Below are 14,116 nucleotides of genomic sequence, written 5' to 3' on the forward strand. Positions count from 1 at the left end.
ACAAAATGATTGTACGATGTCCAGCAACCGACAGCATGTGAATCGCCAGCCAAGGTGGCTGCCCATTTTCACGAAACGTAAAGCTGCAAAACACAAACGTCCAGCGTTGACCCGTTTATTGTCTTTCCGTGATTTAAGCGAAACTCTGCCGTGGCCTTAGTCCTGCATCACCGTCTTGTACACGACAAAGAACAAAAAAATCGATGCTACGCCTCCATCTGCGCACGGCTGAATAATGCAGTGAATACTTCGCGTTACCCCGAATCAGAATTCTGGACACAAAACCTTCAGACCTTAGAAAACCCCTGATAAATTTGACATGAACAAGAAATCACTCTCGTCAGACGACCTCATGCTCATCCAGGAGCGCGTCAGGCAGCTCCATGACCATAGGCGCTTCCGTCCAGACCAGACTGCACCGCACAATACGACCCGGATAAAGCGCGCGTAACAGGTCGCGATAAGCCGCCATCTGGCGCAGATAGAGAACCGGCGTGCGCTCGACAGAAACAGGCGGACGACGATTGGTCTTGAAGTCGCAGATCATAACCGTGTCGTCGAGGACGCGCATACGATCGACCTGCCCTACCACCACATTGCCGTGAACAACGCCCGCAAGACGCTGCTCCGCCCGAGCTTCCGGCGCGAAGAGCGGCTCCAACTCGGCGTGCTCCATCACTTCCAGCACGCGGGCCACCAGTCGCGCCGCCTCGCCCTCGTCCAACCCGTTGCCCGGCCTCAGCAACCAGTCATAGGCCACCTGCGTACGGTCGGCGGCTGGCCGATCAGGAAGAAATTGCAAGAGGGCGTGCGCAAGCGCGCCGCGCCGGAACGCCGCCTCACGCGCAGCGTCGGGCGTAATGGACGCCACCTCCAGCGGGGAGCGGGAAGCCGGACGCTCGCCCATGCCCACGTCGTCTGGCCGGCTGGGACTGAGCGGCCGGGCGAGAGCAGGCTCCCGGGGCGGCGGGGCGGGACGCCAGTCAGGGGCGGCGCCCATCCACATCGGCGTGGGCGGCGGCGGCGTTGACGGCGCGGCGGCAGCGGATTTCGCCTCGACCGTCGCCCGCTCCTCGATCACCAGACATTGGCCGCCCCACCCGAGCCCGGATAGCTCGACGCCAGCCTCCGCAGCCTCGAAGCCCGCCAGACACCGTGCGTACCAGCTCTCTTCCTGCAGTTTGCGCGGCTCCCACCCGCACACGACCAGTCGATCGCTCGCGCGGGTCAGGGCGACGTAAAGCAGCCGGTTATATTCCTCCGCCGCCTTCACCCGCATCGTTTCGCGGAGCGCCCGCGTCGCCTCCGTGCCCAAATCGCTGCGCGGCGTCAGCACCGGCAGAGGGCCAAGGCGATCGTCCAGCCATAACAAGCGGGATTCCGCACGCGGCGAACCGGTCGTGTCCGGCAGGATCACCAGCCGCGCCTGCAACCCCTTGGAGCCGTGCGCGGTCATCACGCGCACTGCGTCGCTGCTCGCTTCGGGCTCCCGCTTCACGCTCTCGTTCGATTGCCGAAGCCAGTGCAGAAACCCCTGCAGCGACGGCGCATGAGAATCTTCGTAGCGCAGACTGGCCGAGAGCAATTCATCGATCGGCTCCCCTGCCTCTGGCCCAAGACGCGCAAGCAGCCGCGCGCGCCCGCCGAACGCGCCCAGAGCTTCCGACAAAAGTCCATAGGGAGACAGGTAATCCACGCGCCTGAAGAGACCCGACAGAATATGCCAGGCCGTCGCCCAGTCAGGCCGTTGCGCATGACGCTCACGCAAAACGGTCCACAGCGGCTCCCCCTCCTGCCGCTCCATGGCCAACGCCATCAGGCTGTCGTCGGCAAGACCGCCAAGCGGCGAGGTCAGCACGCAGGCCAGCGTCAGATCGTCCTGCGGCAGCAGCAACGCGTCGCAAAGCGCCAGCAGATCCTGCACGACCGTCTGATCGGCCAACCCCGTGCGCACCAGCGTCGCGACCGGCACGTCCGCAGATTTCAACGCGCGCACAAACGCCCGCACGAAGGCGGAGCGCCGAGGCACGAGCACGAGCACGTCTCCCGGGGTCAGCTGTCGCTCGCCCGGCGCGGGCGGCTTCAGCAACTCCGCTGCGATCCAGCGCGCCAACGTATCGGCCAGTCGCTGCGGTGGAGAGACGAGCCCCGCATTGCGCGTCGGCGCAGCCCACGGATCGAGCGCGACGTCCATATCCGACGTCGCGTCTTCGCCGCCCTGCTCCAAACGAGGAACCAGAGGCCACAGTTCAACGCGACCGCCCTGCCCCGGCCGTGCGCTTTCGTGATGCGACGCGGGCTGACCCGGGTCACTGACGCCACGTGCGGCCAGAGAATGCGCAAAGACAGAATCGACGAGTTTCAGAACCGGCGCCGTAGAGCGAAACGACACGTTCAGCGCAGGCTCCCGCCACTCGCCGCCCCCGTCCCGCACACGGCGTTCGAAAATCCTCCGCCAGTCACGAAAAGCATCCGGATCGGCGCCCTGAAATCCATAAATGGACTGTTTGTAGTCGCCCACGGCGAAGACCGTGCGTGGCCCGGCCGCAGGATCTCGTGCACCCTCGCCGACGAAAAACTCGGAAGTCAGACCTCCGGCTATCTCCCATTGTACGCGCGACGTGTCCTGCACCTCGTCCAGCAGCAGGTGATCGACGCCTCCGTCCAGCTTGTAGAGCACCCAGGCCGAACCCGGATCGCGCAGCAGCCCGAGCGTCCGGGCGATCAGATCGTCATACTCCACTTGTCCAAGCAGCGATTTGCGCGCGCCGTAAGATTCGATAACCGGGGCCGCCGCCCCCAGAAGAGCGAGGGTCAACGTGATCAAAACGCGCGCTCGGCGGACTTCCTCCACGCGGAGAATCCGGGCGGCCTCCGCTTCAAACGGCGCAAGAACGTCTTCGTGCGCATCGAGCAATTTTTTGTTGAGCCCCGCGTTTTTTCTCGGCTCTCCCTTACTGGTCAGAAACAGGCCACGCCACTCCGACCAATGCGCGGCGCGTTCCGGCGGATGCTGCGACAGCCAGTCCAGCATGGACACAGCCATCTTCTTCGCGCTTTCCGCACCCTCCGCCGCGACCAAGGCTATGGCGTCTCGTAACCTGTTCTCGTCTGGAATATCCGCGCAGGCCGCAAGTAGCGGATCGACGTCGGCATCGCCCAACGCCTCCTCTCCGACGCCAAGCGCGCGCGACAGCCCCTGCTTCAAACCCTCCGGATCTCTGCGCGCAAGCTCCAGCGCGCGGGGAGCGGCCTTCGCGCTCTTCAGCGTGGTCACCAGTTCGGTGAAATCGCGTAATCCTATCTGTGATGCGAGAGCGCCCACCGTCACGGGCGGCAAGCGCGCCAGTTCGGTTTCCGTCACCTCCTGCAAAGCCAGCGACGCGTCGGTGTCCTCCATAAGCTGGAAATGCGGATTGATCGCCGCCTCAAGCGGAAAACGTCGCAGCAGGGACTGGCAGAACGCGTGAATCGTGCCGATCCTCATGCCGCCGGGCATATCCAGAACGCGAGCGAAAAGGGCCCGCGCCTGCGCACGCGCCGCCACCGGCGCACGAAGGCTACGCAGGGCGACGTCCAGCTCCGCGTCAGGCAGCGTCACCCACGCGCCAAGCGTCCGCTGTAACCGGATCGCCATTTCTGCTGCGGCCGCCTTGGTGAATGTCAAGCACAGGATGCGGCCCGGATCTGCCCCCGGCAACCACGGACCGCCCGGATCGTCCGGGTTCACACGCGGCAACATCAGCCGCAGCAGGCGATCGATCAAAAGCTTCGTCTTGCCGCTTCCCGCCGACGCCGAGACAAAGACAGATGCGCGGGGGTCGGACGCTTCATCCTGCTCCGCGCAGGCGATTTCAATAGCGGTCCGTGTCATTCCCCGCCCTCCTCGCGCGCGGCGCTCCATTCCGCGACGCGCGCAAGCTGTGCGTAATCCGCGAAACGGGGCTCCTGCCCCGGATGCGGATGTGAGAGATAAGGTTGATCCGGATTATCGTATTCCATGACGCGACGCCGCAAACTTTCCCAAGCCCGTTCGGCAAGTTCTCCCGCCGTTCCCACCTTTGACGTGACGGCGGTCTCCTCCCCGGGCGGCGCGCCTCCCGTCAGGCGCCAGTACAGCAAGGCCGAAGGGAGAAGCTCCACATCGGCCGCCTTCGTCGTGGCGTTCGGGAAAGCTCCGCGCACCAACATTGCGGCCTCAAGAGGAAGTTGCGGGCTCCAGCCTTCAAGCACAGCTTTTCCGCTTGGAACCGAGCCAGTCTTGTAATCGAGAAGCGCTGCCGAACCGTCGTCGAAAAGATCGATTCTGTCGGCACGGCCCTTCAACTGAAACGCGCCGCCCGGCGCATCGGTAATCGTCGCCAGCCCGGACGCCTCTGTCAGGATGACGCGCGGAGCGCCTTCCCCACGACGCGCGCCTTCCGCCTCAGCCACCCATTCCGCGATCCGCATCAGCCGAGGACGCCACCACGCCGCGAGCGCTGGCCGCAAGCCAGCCTCATCAAGGCAATTTTCGAAAATCCCGCGCAAACGCGCCTGTGCATCGTGCGGCCATCCGACGCCGATCTCAGTCAACCAACGCTCAAGCGCCGCATGCACCAGAGTTCCATAATCCGAGGCGTCGACAGACTGCTCCAGCGGATCAAGCGGCCGCAGACGCAGCACATGTCGCGCATAGATTGCGTAAGGATCGCGAATCCACGTCTCGATTTCGGTGACGCTCAACCGGCGCGGACGACGTGCGAGCGGCGGACGCGGCTGCGGCGGAACCGCCGCAACGGCCGCGCCTTCCGGCCGATCAAGCCGCTTGAGCCACGCCTGAGCGGGATGCTCGGGCAAGGACTGCCCACGCCCGGCGAGGAACGCATCGAGCCGCACCAGCCAGCGGGCGGGCACCGCGGGCGCGCCGTCCCTACGTCCGGGCGTAGATAAAATCACCTCTTCAGCCGCCGCCACGCAGGACGCAAAATCATGCGCGGCCTGCCCTATGCCGCGCTCCGGGGACGGCAACCCGACGCGGGCGCGCATGGGGCGGCTTAGCCACGGCCCCGGGTCGGTCGCAGGCGGCCACACCCCTTCCACCAGACCGCCGAGCACCATCACCTCGACGCTCTGCAAACGCGCTTCCGTCAAACCCCAGATGAACACACGCGGATGCAGAGTCAGAATCGCGTCGTCCCGCCCACGCAAGACACGTCGGGTCGCGACGCGGTCTTCGCTCAACACGGCGCAGAGCAGTCCGTCGAGCACGGCCCAAGGCTGGGGCGGCAGAATATCCGTCGCCGCGATCAACTCCGAACATCGCTGCGCCAGAGCCTCGCCTTCTTCTCCACGCCACATCCGCTCGGCGCCCGACGTCTCCGCCGTCGTCGCCAGCGCCTCGACGGTTTCCAGCAACGCCTTGACCTGCTCGGGAAGGGGCCTGTCTTCCGCCGCCGCCGTAAGCGCCGGAGCCAGACATCTGTCGAGCGCATCGAGAAAAATATCGAGCGAGGCCGGGCTGTCGGGGCGATCGGCCGAGGAGCCGTCGTCCCCGTCGGTCCGCTCTCCACGCACCGACGCCAGCCGCGCGCGCAGCCCGGCGAGTCCAGGCGCTGGCGCTGGCCCGCGCAGGAGACGGCGCTCCAGAAGGCGCGCCGAAGCGCGGCAATCTCCAAGCGTAAACCCACATGCAACCAAAGGATGTTTCAATAGCGCAAGCAACGTCACAGGCGCCAGCGCGCTGTCAGCCGCCTGCGCGACAAGGCGCAGCAATGTGGCGGGCGGCGTGGCGAGCAAGGGCTCGCCCGCGCTGTCGTCCGCCAGCACGTCCCAACGCCGCAGTTCGGCGGCCACGCGCCCCGCCAGCGTGCGGTCGGGGGTGACGAGCGCCGCCCGCCGATCCGGCGTCTCAATGGCCGCGCGCAAAGCCAGCGCAATGGCGGCTGCTTCTTCCTGCTGATCAGCAGGCGTCAGGCGCGTCAGCTCGGCGCAGGATCCGCGCTCCGGATTCGCGGCCCAGTCCCCCAGCGCCGTGGCGGGCAGCAGCACCCGGGCGATCGTCGTCGACCGCCCGGCGATGCCGGCGCGTGCGCGTTCTTCTTCAACGCCGAAAACCGAGTCCCAGCACGTCACGTCTCCGCGCGTCACGTCCAGATCGGCAAGCAACCGCGACAACCCGTTCTGCGGATGCCCGTCGGGCAGGGCCGCGAAACTGTCGTCGTCCATCGAGAGATCAAGACCGGGCAGAATCAGCAGCCCGGCCGGATGCGCCAGCACGCCGCGCAGGGCGTCCACGGTGGCAGGCAGGGCATCGGTGAATCCTACCGCCCATAGCCGCCCGTCCTGACCCGACAACGCGCTCACGCCTTCCCAGTAGCGCCCCTGCGCCCTCAGAAGCGCGATCCGCCGCGCGACCGGGTTCATCAGCCCCTGCTCTTCGAGCCATTGCGGCCACGCCGCCGTGACGATGCGCAGGAAATCCAGCGTCACCCGCCAGTGATCGGCGAACCCGTCCTCAACCGCCTCCGGGAGCCGCTCGGCGAGATCGACGCCCGCCCATTCGGCCTCGTCCATCAGGTCAGCCAGCGCCCGCGCCAGCGGCCACGCCTGATCCAGCGTCGGGCGCGTTCCAAACGCCTGCCCGGCCTGAAGAACCAGTCGCGTCAGAACCGCCAGTCGTCGCATTGCCGGAACGGCGGGGGGCAGAAGCAGACTGTCGGAACTCCCCAACGCAGTCTCCGCCTCATCCAGACCGCCGATCGGCATGATGCGGGGCAGCAGGACAGCGCGGCCGTCGGCATGGCGTAAAAACGCCTCGGTCAGAGCGCGGGCCGCCCGTCGACCCGGCAACAGGATGGCGCCGTCACCAATGCGCTCGACGTCGTTATCAACCCCGGCGGCCCAGCGCGCGGCGATTTCGTCAAGAAAACGCAGGTGCGCCGGAATCGTAAAAATGCTCGAAGCGCCGGTCACAACGCGCCCTCACCGCCAGCCCGACGACCGGCCGGATAGCGATCCGGCCATCCCTCCACCACGGCGATACGCGGCGCGTCCTCAGCGGCGAAATCCTCCACAGATTCCACCGGAACGGGCGTCAACGTCACATGCAGCGCACCCGAGGGTGCGAGCGCCCCGAGCCTCTCCGGCCATTCGACGAGCACGATCCCTGCCCGCGCGTCATCCCACCCGAGCTCCTCCAGAGCCTCGGGCCCGTCAAGGCGCCACAGGTCGAAATGCGCGACGGCCATGTCGGGACTCTCATACATCTGGACAAGAGTGAACGTCGGACTGGGAACATCCAGCGCCGGATCGTCATGCAGGGCGCGCAGAAAGGCCCGCGCGAAAACGCTTTTCCCCGCCCCTAGCGGCCCGGACAAAAGGATCGCGTCGCCGGAGCGCGCGAGGCCCGCGATGGAGCGCGCCAGCCGCTCCGTGTCGGCACGGGTAGGAAGTTCGACTTGTGCGGCGGTCATGTCCCGACTCCTGCTGGCGTGCGCCATTCTTACCCGTCACGACCGTCATGCGTCAGGGGGCGGCGCCGGAAAAGCGCGCGACCAGAAAAGCTTCGTCGAGAAATCGGCCCTCTACGTCTTTACTCCGGTTCCGCCTCCGATGCGGACCTTACGCGCCCGGCAATATCATCGAGCGCGTTCTGCTCTTTCCGGCGACTGACCGCCTCTTCCTCCTGACGCCTGATATCCATCAACTTTTCGACCGCCTCGAACGCCGCGCGAGCGAGCGTCAGACGGGTCCGGCTCGCCTCCACCTCCATCGCCACATCCTGCTCGAGTCCGCGAGCCCGTTCCAGCGCGGCGCGACCGACCGGCAGCCACCGCGAATACGCTTCGACCACGTGATCGTCTGCGGAGAAATCCATCGCCGCCTCCCGCTCGTTGAGCAGGTTCTGCTCGGCTGTCTTTACCGCGTCCGCCGCGATCATCGCGCGCGCCTGCGCGGCGGCCAGCATCGTTTGCGCTTCTTCCAGCTCCTGTTTTCTCAGACGCCGTAAGGAAGGGAGAGCCGAGGAAGGCATGACAATTGTCCTGAGTTAAGGTGGAAAAGACGGCGATGCATCAGGAGGGCGTGACGTCGGCGGGAACAGGCTCTTCGCGCAGGACGTCGCGCAGAGCGTCGAATGAAGCTGACAAAGTGGAGCGCTCGCGGCGATCCTGAGCCAGAACAGTCTCGATCCCGGGAACCAGAGCGATGGCTTCATCAACTCTGGGATCCGAACCGGGTCGATAGGCGCCGAGCCGAATCATATCGGCCATATCCGCGTGCACTGACATCAGACTTCGAGCGCGGCGGGTCAACGCATTCTCCGCACCGGAATTACAACCCGGCACGGAACGGGAGAGAGAGCGCAGCACGTCGATAGCGGGATAACGACCTGCCTCGCCAATCTTGCGGTCGAGCACGATGTGCCCGTCCAGAATGCCTCTTACGGCGTCGGCGACAGGTTCATTGTGGTCGTCTCCCTCCACCAGAACCGTAAACAGCGCCGTGATCTGCCCTGCCGCTCCGTCCGCCTGAGCCAGTCCCGGCCCCGCGCGCTCCAGCAATCGGGGCAGTTCGGCGAACACCGAGGGAGGATAGCCACGGGTCGCGGGGGGCTCTCCCGTGGAAAGACCGATCTCCCGCAACGCCTGACAGAAACGTGTGACGCTATCCATCAAGAGCAACGCCGACTTGCCCCGGTCGCGGAAATACTCCGCCACGGCCGTCGCCGCGTAAGCCGCCTCTCGCCGCATCAGTGGAGGCGCGTCCGACGTCGCGACGACCACGACAGAACGCGCCAGACCTTCCGGGCCGAGATCGTCTTCCACGAATTCCCGGACTTCACGCCCGCGCTCTCCGACCAGAGAAATGACGGACACGTCACAGGCGGTGTTGCGGGCCAACATGGAAAGAAGCGTCGATTTGCCGACACCGGACCCGGCGAAGAGACCGAGCCGCTGCCCCTGCCGGCAAGTGGTGAACAGGTTCATGGCGCGTACGCCAAGATCGATGCGCGGCCCCAACCGCGCGCGAAGTGTGGCGTCGGGCGGCGCAGCCCTCACGGCGCGCCATTCAGGACCCGGCGGAAGAGGGCCTTTTCCATCCAGCGGACGGCCGAGCGGATCGACGATGCGTCCGATCCACGCCTCCGACACACGAAGGCTCCCCCCTGGCGTTGGCGCCCGGGCGCCGATGAACACCGGCAACCTCACTTCTGCTCCAGCGCCGACGCCGTCGAGGCTACCGAAGGCCATCGCTCGCGCGGTCTTCGAAGAGAAGCCGACTATCTCCGCCAGCGTCTCCGACCCGTCTCTGCGCACAATCGTTACGCGATCACCGATACTGGCCAACCCCGCCAGGCCGTTCACTGTCACAGCAAGGCCGGAAATCGATGCGATTCGCGCAGTAGCGACGGCCGCAGGAATACACGCACAAGTTGCCGATATTCGATCAAGAATGCTCATCGACACGAGCAACCCCCCAATAAATCGATACTTTTCCGGGAATTTAATCAAAAATGATGCGATGTTTCTATATTTATCACCATACAGATGTCTTTATACACGTTTTACGAGAATTTTCTTTGGACACATACAACCATAAATGGTAACGATTGATCAACGTCACACGGGGGGTCGAAAAATGCGTGTATTGCTGGTTGAGGACGATATGGGCGCGGTCGGGGAAATCGCCCAGATCATGAAAAGCGCCGGTTTCACAGTGGATCACGTCGCCGCGGGCGAAGAGGCGATCGAAATGTTGCGGCATTACGACTACGACCTCGCGGTACTCGAACTGATGCTCCGCGACATGGAAGGCTACGAAGTGGTCCGCCGCGTCCGAGCCGCCCGCGTGACCACGCCGATCATCGTTCTATCCAGCCTGACACGCCCGCAGGCGAAGGTTAAAGCCTTCTCGGTCGGCGCGGACGATTATCTGACGAAGCCCTTCGACGCAGATGAACTGGTCGCCCGCATGCAAGCGATCCTGCGCCGGTCCAAGGGTTTCAGCGAACCCACGCTGCGGATCGGCTCTCTATGCCTCAGCCTCGACAGTCGGGAAGTCAAGGTTGACGAAGCTCCGGTCCATTTGACGGGCAAGGAATACGCGATTCTGGAGCTTCTGGTCCTCCGCAAAGGCATGGTTCTTACAAAAGATGCTTTTCTCAACCACTTATATGGCGGGATGGATGAACCAGAGATGAAGATCATCGACGTATTCATCTGCAAATTGCGAAAAAAATTGCAGGCGGCCGGAGCGGGCAATCTCATCACCACCGTCTGGGGGCGCGGCTATATGCTGCGCGAACCCAACCAGAGACCTGGCGTCGAAACGGCGGAACAGGTCAGCGAACTGGCGAACCTCGACCAGTTCGCCGCCTGATCGCAATACGAGGCGTCAACCACGCGCGATTTCAGTAATCGCTACGCCGTGGTTGAGCGGGCCGGCCCCCGCGCCGTACCCCGGCGCGCTCTCGATCGCCGCGCGCAGATAAGCGCGCGCGTCCGCCACGGCGTCTCGCAACGAACGGCCTTGCGCCAGCCGCGTGGCTATGGCGCTGGCCAACGTGCACCCGGTCCCATGCGTGTGCCGGGTTTCGATTCTCGGAGCGGTAAACGCCTCCTCCACACCGTCGGCGATCAGCACATCCGTCAATATCGTCCCCGGCAGATGACCGCCTTTCACCAGAACCGCAGAAGCTCCCAGCGCGCACACCTGCCGCCCGGCTTCCACCATATCGCGCTCGTCGACGATGCGGCGGCCGATCAACCGCTCGGCCTCAGGGATATTGGGCGTGATCACCGTCGCCAACGGCATTAGAACCCCGATCAGGGCGTCAACGGCGTTGTCGTGCAAAAGCGCGGCGCCTCCCTTGGCGATCATCACCGGATCGAGAACGAACGGAACCGTGCGATAGGCGGCGATTTCCTCAGCCACAACCGCGATATTATCGGCCCCGCCCAGCATCCCGCTCTTGAACGCGTCCGTTCCTATGTCGTCGAGCACGCACCGGATCTGCGTTCTCAAAAACTCCGGAGGCGTTTCAACCACGCCGAAAACACCCACAGTATTTTGTGCGGTCAGGGCGGTTATCGCCGTCATCGCGAAACCGCCCAAAGCCGTGACTGTCTTCAGATCGGCCTGAATCCCAGCGCCACCGCCAGAGTCGCTACCCGCGATACTGAGAACCCGACCTTGCAAGGGTCAGGCCGGAACGCGGGTGTTCTGGATCGCGGCGCACATATCGTCGACTGCGGCATCCACAATAGCGGCGTCTTCAGCCTCGACCATCACCCGCACCAGCGGCTCTGTGCCACTTTCCCGCAGCACCAGTCGTCCACTATCGCCAAGCCGTGCGACGATGGCGTCGCGCGCTGCTTCCACATCCGGAAGCTTCAGCGGGCTGGGGCCGGAGAAGCGGATGTTCTTCAGTTTTTGCGGAAATGGCGTGAACACGCTGCAAACTTCACTGGCCGGACGCCCGTCCTCGATCAGCACGGCAAGAACCTGCAACGCTGCGACCAGCCCGTCTCCGGTTGTCGCAAAGTCGGAAAGCACCACATGCCCGGACTGCTCCCCCCCCAGATTGGCGCCGTCTTCTCGCATACGCTCTACGACATAGCGATCGCCGACCGCAGTACGGACGAGATTGAGCTTCAGCGAAGACAGAAAACGCTCCAACCCCATGTTGGACATCACCGTCGTGACGACCGAGGAGGTAGCCAGCCTGTTTTGCGCCGCCCATGAGCGAGCGATCAGGCCGATAATCTGATCGCCATCGATCAGCCGCCCCGTCTCGTCGGCAAGCAACATCCGGTCGGCGTCGCCGTCCAGAGCGATCCCGAGATCGGCGCCGTGCGCGACCACCGCTTCGCAAAGCGACTCAGGGTGCGTAGAACCGCATCCTTCGTTGATGTTGACGCCATCAGGCGTACAGCCAAGGCGAATGACGTCTGCACCGAGTTCCCACAGCGCGGTTGGCGCGACGCGGTAGGCGGCGCCGTGGGCGCAGTCGATGACGATCTTCAGGCCATCCAGACGGCGACCACGCGGAAAGGACGCCTTTGCGTGCTCGACATACCTTCCGGCGGCGTCGTTCAGGCGGGACGCGCGTCCGATCTCGGACGGCGAGGCGAGGCGTGACGACAGGTCAGCGCCCATCAGCGCCTCGATGGTCGTCTCCTCTCGGTCCGACAATTTGAAACCGTCCGGCCCAAACAGCTTGATGCCGTTGTCGCCGAAAGGATTATGCGACGCGGAAATCATAACGCCGAGATCGGCGCGCAGCGAGCGCGTCAGCATGGCGATGGCGGGCGTCGGCATCGGTCCCACCAGCGTCACGTCCATCCCGGCCGAAAGGAAACCAGCGACCAACGCGCACTCGATCATGTAACCGGACAGGCGCGTGTCCTTGCCAACCACGACGCGATGGCGGTGCGAGCCCCGCCTGAAATGCAGCCCCGCCGCCTGTCCCAGCTTCTGAGCCACCTCAACCGTCATGGGAGAAGTGTTGGCGGTGCCCCGGATGCCGTCGGTGCCGAAATATCGTCGTGTCGTGTTCATGCCGCGCCTGTAATGCTCGCGTGAGGGTCGATCCGCCCTCACCCGCCAGATTTACCCCTTCTTAGGCCCGGTCGCGCCGAAGAGCCACCATCGGCGCGGCAGCCTTCACGTTATCCGGCGGCCTTCGGCGCCTTGGCCACGCGCAGCGTATTGGTCGAACCGCTGACGCCAAACGGCATACCCGCCGCAATGACGATGGACTCTTCCGGCTTCGTGAAACCACCGCCGATTGCGATATCGAGCGCCGTGGAAACCATGGTCTCCGCGTCGCGTACGGGCTTGTCCGGATTGCTGACCCGAGGCTGCACGCCCCACACGACTGCAAGCCTGCGCGCCGTGTCGATGGTCGGCGTGACGCCCAGAATAGGCGACATCGGCCGTTCGCGCGCGACGCGCAGGGCAGTCGGGCCGGTGTGGGTATAGGCGACGATAGCGCTTGCGCCGATGGTCGCCGCCACTTGCTGCGCGGCGCCAGCGATCGCGTCGGCCACGTAATGCTCCGGCTCCAGCCGCCCGGCCTGCATCAACGTCCTCCAGCCCGCGTCCGCCTCTACGCGCTGCACGATCCGGTTCATGATCGTCACCGCCTCGCGCGGATATTGACCAGCGGCCGATTCCGCCGACAGCATGACCGCGTCCGCACCGTCAAACACGGCCGTAGCCACGTCGGACGCCTCCGCCCGCGTGGGAGTGGGCGCCGAGATCATGCTCTCCAGCATCTGCGTCGCGACGACCACCGGCTTGCCCAACGTACGGGCCAGACGAATGATCCGTTTCTGCGCGAGCGGCACGGCTTCCGGGGGCAATTCGACGCCGAGGTCGCCACGGGCGACCATGACTGCGTCGGAGGCTGCGAGAATCGCTTCCAGATTGTCCATAGCCTGCGGTTTTTCGAGCTTGGTCATAATCCAGGCCCGGCCGTCAGTAAGGGTCTTCGCCTCCAGCACGTCTTCGACGCGCTGGACGAACGACAGAGCCACATAGTCGACGCCAAGGTCGAGCGCGAACGCGAGATCGGCGCGGTCCTTTTCCGTAAGCGCCGGAATCGGCAGCACCACGTCCGGGACGTTGACGCCCTTGCGATTGCTCAGAGGACCGCCGAAGGTCACTTCGGTGTCGAGAAAATCCGGACCGACGTGAGTGACAGTGAGTTTGAGTTTACCGTCATCGAGCAGCAACGCGCTGCCCGGTCGCGCCGCAGCGATGATTTCATGATGCGGCAGATTGACGCGCGTCGCATCCCCGGGCGTCGGGTCGAGGTCCAGGCGGAACGACGCCCCCTGCTCCAGAACCACGCGGCCTTCAGCGAACACGCCGACCCGGAGCTTCGGCCCTTGCACATCGGCCAGAATTCCAAGCGGCCTGCCCAGCTCAGCTTCGACCCGCCGGACGATCTTGTGACGGGCCGCATGGTCTTCATGCGAACCGTGCGAGAAATTGAAACGAAAGACGTCAGCTCCCGCGAGGGTAAGATCGCGGATGACTTCATACGTCGAGGACGCCGGACCCAATGTCGCGACGATCTTCGTTCTGCACTGCAAAGCCGCCATTCTTGTAGACCTCCCCTGGCAAG

At 64.7% G+C, this 14,116-nt stretch carries 9 protein-coding genes; 1 reads left to right on the forward strand and 8 read right to left on the reverse strand.

The window, feature by feature from the left end:
* Positions 1-340 precede the first annotated feature (340 nt).
* The 5 genes from addA to fliI all read right to left on the reverse strand — a co-directional run bounded on the left by addA (position 341) and on the right by fliI (position 9,443).
* Complete coding sequence (gene addA / locus G442_RS0104145) at positions 341-3,874, reverse strand: double-strand break repair helicase AddA (protein WP_246789318.1); 3,534 nt, start codon at positions 3,872-3,874, stop codon at positions 341-343.
* On the reverse strand, positions 3,871-6,954 hold the full coding sequence (gene addB, locus G442_RS0104150) for a double-strand break repair protein AddB (RefSeq protein ID WP_026396965.1): 3,084 nt from the start codon (positions 6,952-6,954) through the stop codon (positions 3,871-3,873). The genes addA and addB overlap by 4 nt, the downstream gene beginning before the upstream one ends.
* Positions 6,951-7,454: a tRNA (adenosine(37)-N6)-threonylcarbamoyltransferase complex ATPase subunit type 1 TsaE gene (gene tsaE / locus G442_RS0104155; RefSeq protein WP_026396966.1), complete on the reverse strand. Its 504-nt coding sequence runs from the start codon at positions 7,452-7,454 to the stop codon at positions 6,951-6,953. Before tsaE ends, addB begins: the two co-directional genes overlap by 4 nt.
* 119 nt (positions 7,455-7,573) lie before the next feature.
* Positions 7,574-8,014: a flagellar FliJ family protein gene (locus G442_RS0104160; protein ID WP_026396967.1), complete on the reverse strand. Its 441-nt coding sequence runs from the start codon at positions 8,012-8,014 to the stop codon at positions 7,574-7,576.
* Positions 8,015-8,054: 40 nt separating this feature from the next.
* A complete protein-coding gene (gene fliI, locus G442_RS0104165) occupies positions 8,055-9,443 on the reverse strand; it encodes a flagellar protein export ATPase FliI (protein ID WP_035376148.1) in 1,389 nt (462 codons plus the stop codon).
* A gap of 178 nt (positions 9,444-9,621) precedes the next feature.
* Here fliI and ctrA point away from each other — a divergent pair, with 178 nt between their 5' ends.
* A complete protein-coding gene (gene ctrA / locus G442_RS0104170; RefSeq protein WP_026396969.1) occupies positions 9,622-10,362 on the forward strand; it encodes a response regulator transcription factor CtrA in 741 nt (246 codons plus the stop codon).
* 15 nt (positions 10,363-10,377) lie between these two features.
* Here ctrA and thiD read toward each other — a convergent pair whose 3' ends face one another.
* The 3 genes from thiD to pyk all read right to left on the reverse strand — a co-directional run bounded on the left by thiD (position 10,378) and on the right by pyk (position 14,093).
* Entirely contained in the window at positions 10,378-11,181 is an 804-nt protein-coding gene (gene thiD / locus G442_RS0104175; protein ID WP_026396970.1) for a bifunctional hydroxymethylpyrimidine kinase/phosphomethylpyrimidine kinase, read from the reverse strand.
* Positions 11,182-11,184: 3 nt separating this feature from the next.
* A complete protein-coding gene (gene glmM / locus G442_RS0104180; protein ID WP_026396971.1) occupies positions 11,185-12,543 on the reverse strand; it encodes a phosphoglucosamine mutase in 1,359 nt (452 codons plus the stop codon).
* A gap of 110 nt (positions 12,544-12,653) precedes the next feature.
* A complete protein-coding gene (gene pyk, locus G442_RS0104185) occupies positions 12,654-14,093 on the reverse strand; it encodes a pyruvate kinase (RefSeq protein ID WP_026396972.1) in 1,440 nt (479 codons plus the stop codon).
* Positions 14,094-14,116 lie beyond the last annotated feature (23 nt).

It is taken from the genome of Acetobacter nitrogenifigens DSM 23921 = NBRC 105050, from assembly GCF_000429165.1.
Lineage (GTDB): Bacteria > Pseudomonadota > Alphaproteobacteria > Acetobacterales > Acetobacteraceae > Acetobacter > Acetobacter nitrogenifigens.

Bases quoted from the DNA above. Each gene is read 5' to 3' on its own strand.
- tsaE (WP_026396966.1), bottom strand. From the start codon at position 7,454: ATGACCGCCGCACAAGTCGAACTTCCTACCCGTGCCGACACGGAGCGG.
- pyk (WP_026396972.1), bottom strand. From the start codon at position 14,093: ATGGCGGCTTTGCAGTGCAGAACGAAGATCGTCGCGACATTGGGTCCG.
- fliI (WP_035376148.1), bottom strand. From the start codon at position 9,443: ATGAGCATTCTTGATCGAATATCGGCAACTTGTGCGTGTATTCCTGCG.
- addA (WP_246789318.1), bottom strand. From the start codon at position 3,874: ATGACACGGACCGCTATTGAAATCGCCTGCGCGGAGCAGGATGAAGCG.
- G442_RS0104160 (WP_026396967.1), bottom strand. From the start codon at position 8,014: ATGCCTTCCTCGGCTCTCCCTTCCTTACGGCGTCTGAGAAAACAGGAG.
- glmM (WP_026396971.1), bottom strand. From the start codon at position 12,543: ATGAACACGACACGACGATATTTCGGCACCGACGGCATCCGGGGCACC.
- ctrA (WP_026396969.1), top strand. From the start codon at position 9,622: ATGCGTGTATTGCTGGTTGAGGACGATATGGGCGCGGTCGGGGAAATC.